This window comes from Streptomyces sp. NPDC048411 (genome assembly GCF_040704695.1).
In the GTDB taxonomy this organism is placed as follows: domain Bacteria; phylum Actinomycetota; class Actinomycetes; order Streptomycetales; family Streptomycetaceae; genus Streptomyces.
In genome coordinates this window covers 1-3,208 of the sequence record NZ_JBEZKL010000276.1, presented here as the reverse complement: position 1 = coordinate 3,208, position 3,208 = coordinate 1, and the positions used below count along the sequence as shown (strand labels likewise).

The window sequence follows — 3,208 nt, the reverse complement described above, 5'->3', positions numbered from 1 at the left end:
TACTTGAACAACAGGGCCGAGAACAGTCATCAGCCCACGAGGCAGCGCGAGCGCGCTATGAAGGGCTTCCGTTCCAGCGGAGCGGCCCAGAGGTTCCTCGCCACCAGCCGGATCTCCAGCCACTTCCGACCCCGACGCCATCTGATCACAGCAAGTGATTACCGCACCGAGATGACCGAACGGTTCCGCATCTGGAAGACCGTCACCGGAGCCCTCATGACCGCCTGACCAGGATGTCCCCGGCCCGGCCGAACGCGCCCCCAGCACACCTCAACTCGCCTACAACAAAAGGAATTTGAAAACACCCCTGCGCCTGAACCGACCGCACGAGGCCGTCCCCCAGGTCCGCGTACGCGGCCAGACCCCGGACCACGAGAAGCGGCTCCGAACGCAGATCGCGAAGCTCAAGGAACTCCGAGCCGCGGACGCAGTTCAGCTCCGGCAGCTGGAAGCAGCCGTCGAAGCACTCGTCGGAGCGCTCCATCTGTCCCAACTGGAAAACAGCCGGCTGCGCACCCAGCTAGCGGACCACCCCGACATCCGCCCCAGTCCAGGGCCCGCTCAGGGCCCTCCAGCGGCGGCATGTCGAACTGCTCGGCTCACTCGGCAGCGGCCTGCTGCTCCTCGGCGCGCTTGGCGGCGAGCCACTCTTCCTTGGACTCAGTGTCGGCGTCGCGCGACGGTTTGGAAGCCCCCGTCCACCGGCCGCGTAGGGATACGACCGCTCATCGTGGCTGTGGGGCACGACGGCTCGGAACTCTCCAGGATCGGCCCTCACGACACTATGGACAGCTACACCTGAGCAAGGTTGCACGGCCAGGAGAAGCAATAGCTGCGAACTCTCCGTACGCGCGGTCGTCGTGCTGCTCAGGGGCCTGCCGACGACAGAACCGCTTGCTTCGGCAAACATGGATATGAAGGGGGTCATGGTGTGGTCTCCTGCGGAGGCGTGGTGGTGCGTGGGAGGGGGATGCCGAGGTTGACGATGGGCCGACGAAGGCGCCGCCCGGTTTCGCCTCTCTTGGCTCGCAGGAGGGTGAGGGCCAGGTCGATGCCTTCGGTCTCGCCGCGCCAGCCTTTCGGTTTCGGCCCGGGTCCGGCGGTTGAAATGGGCCAGGAAAGCGTCCCACTCCTCGTCTGTCGGGGTTCGGTACTCTTCGCTGGGGCGAGAGGCTCGTCGTCGGCTGATGAACGCGCGGTGGGCCTCGATCGTCTCGGCGGGATAGACCGCCTTGTACCCCATTGTCGTGTCAATACGCCTATGCCCACAGATCACTTGGGCGATATGAGGCGGCAGGCCGTTCATGATGGCGTCGGTGACGAAGATCCTGCGGAAGTCGTGGGGCGAGAAGGTGAGAGCCTCGTCGTCGGCGTTGGTGAGGCCGGTGGCGGCCAGGGCATTGACTAGACATCCGGAAGTTCTTCAACAGTGTGCCGTGGGACCTGGTCATCAAGGCGGTCGAGGCGAACACCGATCTGCCGTGGGTAGTTTCCGAGTGTGTCGAGCAGCTCTCGGCATGGGGACTCGACGGCCTGGCCTTCACCGCGGAACTGATCCTCAGTGAACTGATCACTAACGCCATCCGGTACGGCACCGAGCTGATCCACGTCCGCATGCTGCGCGACCGCACTCTGGTGTGCGAGGTCTCCGACAGCAGCAACACATCCCCACACCTGCGCTACGCCGCCACGACGGACGAGGGCGGCCGCGGACTGTTCCTGGTCGCCCGCCTCGCCGAGCGCTGGGGCACCCGGTACACCCCCCGAGGCAAGGTCATCTGGTGCGAGCAGTCCCTGGTGGCTGCCACGGAGGACCTGTTCGAGGTGATGGCCTTCTAGCGACGGCGTGATCCGAACCGGACGGCGGGCTGTCGGAGATCGAAGGAATCCTGCCGGTGCCCGCCGAGCGGGTCCGCCCGCTCGACTTCGCCGCGGAGAAGACCCGCGAGAAGCAGGGGCGCCGCGGTTACGGCAGCTTTCGCGGGGGGTGCGGCGGTGCAGGCGCGTTGCATGCCGAGTCCTGGATGCGGTGGCGCCGCCATTCGCGGGGAGTGACCCCGTAGGCCGCCCGGAACCGGCGGGTGAAGTGGCTGGGGCTGGTGAATCCGCAGCGGGCCGCCACGGCCGACACGGGGAGTCCGGCGTGCCGCGGGGAGGCCAGCAAGCGGCATGCCGCTTCGAGCCGTTCGCCGATGACCCACTGCTCCAGCCTGATGTCGGCCCGGCTGAGCACCATATACAACTGCCTTCGGGAGATGGCGTGTTCCTGCGCTATGCGGTCTGGCGTGAGGTCGGGGTCGGACAGATGGCGGCGTACGTAGGCCATGATCCGGTTGACGAGCGAGCCGTCCATGACCGCGCGGACACGCCGGTCGTCCTCGTCGTGCGCCGCCGAGGTAAGCAGGGCCCGGACCAGCTCGATGGTGGCATTGCCCAGGGCAGCGGTGCCGGGGTCCGCCTCAAGGCGGCCAGGGCCCCGCCACAGGGCGCGCAGGTGGGCCAGGACCAGGTCGTGCATCGGGCTGGCCCGCAGCCGTACGGAGGCCCGTACGACGGTGCCCACCGGCACCCCGAGATGTTCCATGTCGATGGTGATGGCCTGGACGGCCCCCTCGCCGTACCAGCCGTAGCTGCGGGGCGCGAGCTCGTGGAAGACACCGATGTCGTCTGGGCCCAGGACGTACCGCTCGCCTCTGTTCTCGGCATTGTGGATGCCCAGGGTCTGGAGCGAGACCGAGACCACGGGACGGTCGCGGTGCCATCGCACGTGCCTGGCCGTCCGCCGGACCTCGAACCCCGTGCTCCGGGCGTCGAAGAGGTCCAGTGAGCCGACCCGCCATGCCTCGAACCGGGCCCGGATCCCCGTTTCGGGTGATTCGTGGACGATGTCGTTCGGTACCGACGTGTCGTTCATCGCGTGGTGGAATGCGTCCACCCGGTCCTTCGGCGCGAAGGTGTCCAGATCCAGCAGCAGCACGAAGTCCCGCCTCCATCAAGCCTGTTGGCTGTCACACGCGCCATTTTCCGACAGGTGGCGGCGGTCTCCGGGGCGAACACTGCACGGAGGGGCAAGACCTTCGCACCCAAGGGCGACCGGGGCTGCTTGATCGCGTCTAGTGCCGGATCAGGCAACGTTTGCCCTGTCGACGACGGCGCGTAGGCGCTGGTCGTCGGCGTGGCGGTTTCGCCAGATGATGTAGCGGCGGAT

General features: G+C 67.1%; 1 protein-coding gene and 4 pseudogenes. 2 read left to right on the top strand and 3 right to left on the bottom strand.

Going from position 1 to position 3,208, the window contains the following annotated elements; translation table 11 throughout:
* A pseudogene (locus tag AB0915_RS38800) lies at window positions 1-228 on the top strand (IS6 family transposase); the annotation flags it as partial.
* Window positions 229-1,279: 1,051 nt separating this feature from the next.
* On the opposite strand, the pseudogene AB0915_RS38795 reads toward AB0915_RS38800, so the two are convergent.
* Window positions 1,280-1,327, bottom strand: a pseudogene (locus AB0915_RS38795) (hypothetical protein); the annotation flags it as partial.
* A 179-nt stretch (window positions 1,328-1,506) separates the two neighbouring features.
* Between AB0915_RS38795 and AB0915_RS38790 the strand changes: the two are divergent.
* A pseudogene (locus AB0915_RS38790) lies at window positions 1,507-1,839 on the top strand (ATP-binding protein); the annotation flags it as partial.
* A gap of 127 nt (window positions 1,840-1,966) precedes the next feature.
* Here the strand turns inward: AB0915_RS38790 and AB0915_RS38785 are convergent.
* Window positions 1,967-2,977, bottom strand: coding sequence for an AraC family transcriptional regulator (locus AB0915_RS38785; protein WP_366696065.1), 1,011 nt, complete (start codon window positions 2,975-2,977; stop codon window positions 1,967-1,969).
* 147 nt (window positions 2,978-3,124) lie between these two features.
* Window positions 3,125-3,208 (bottom strand): annotated as a pseudogene (locus tag AB0915_RS38780) (transposase); the annotation flags it as partial.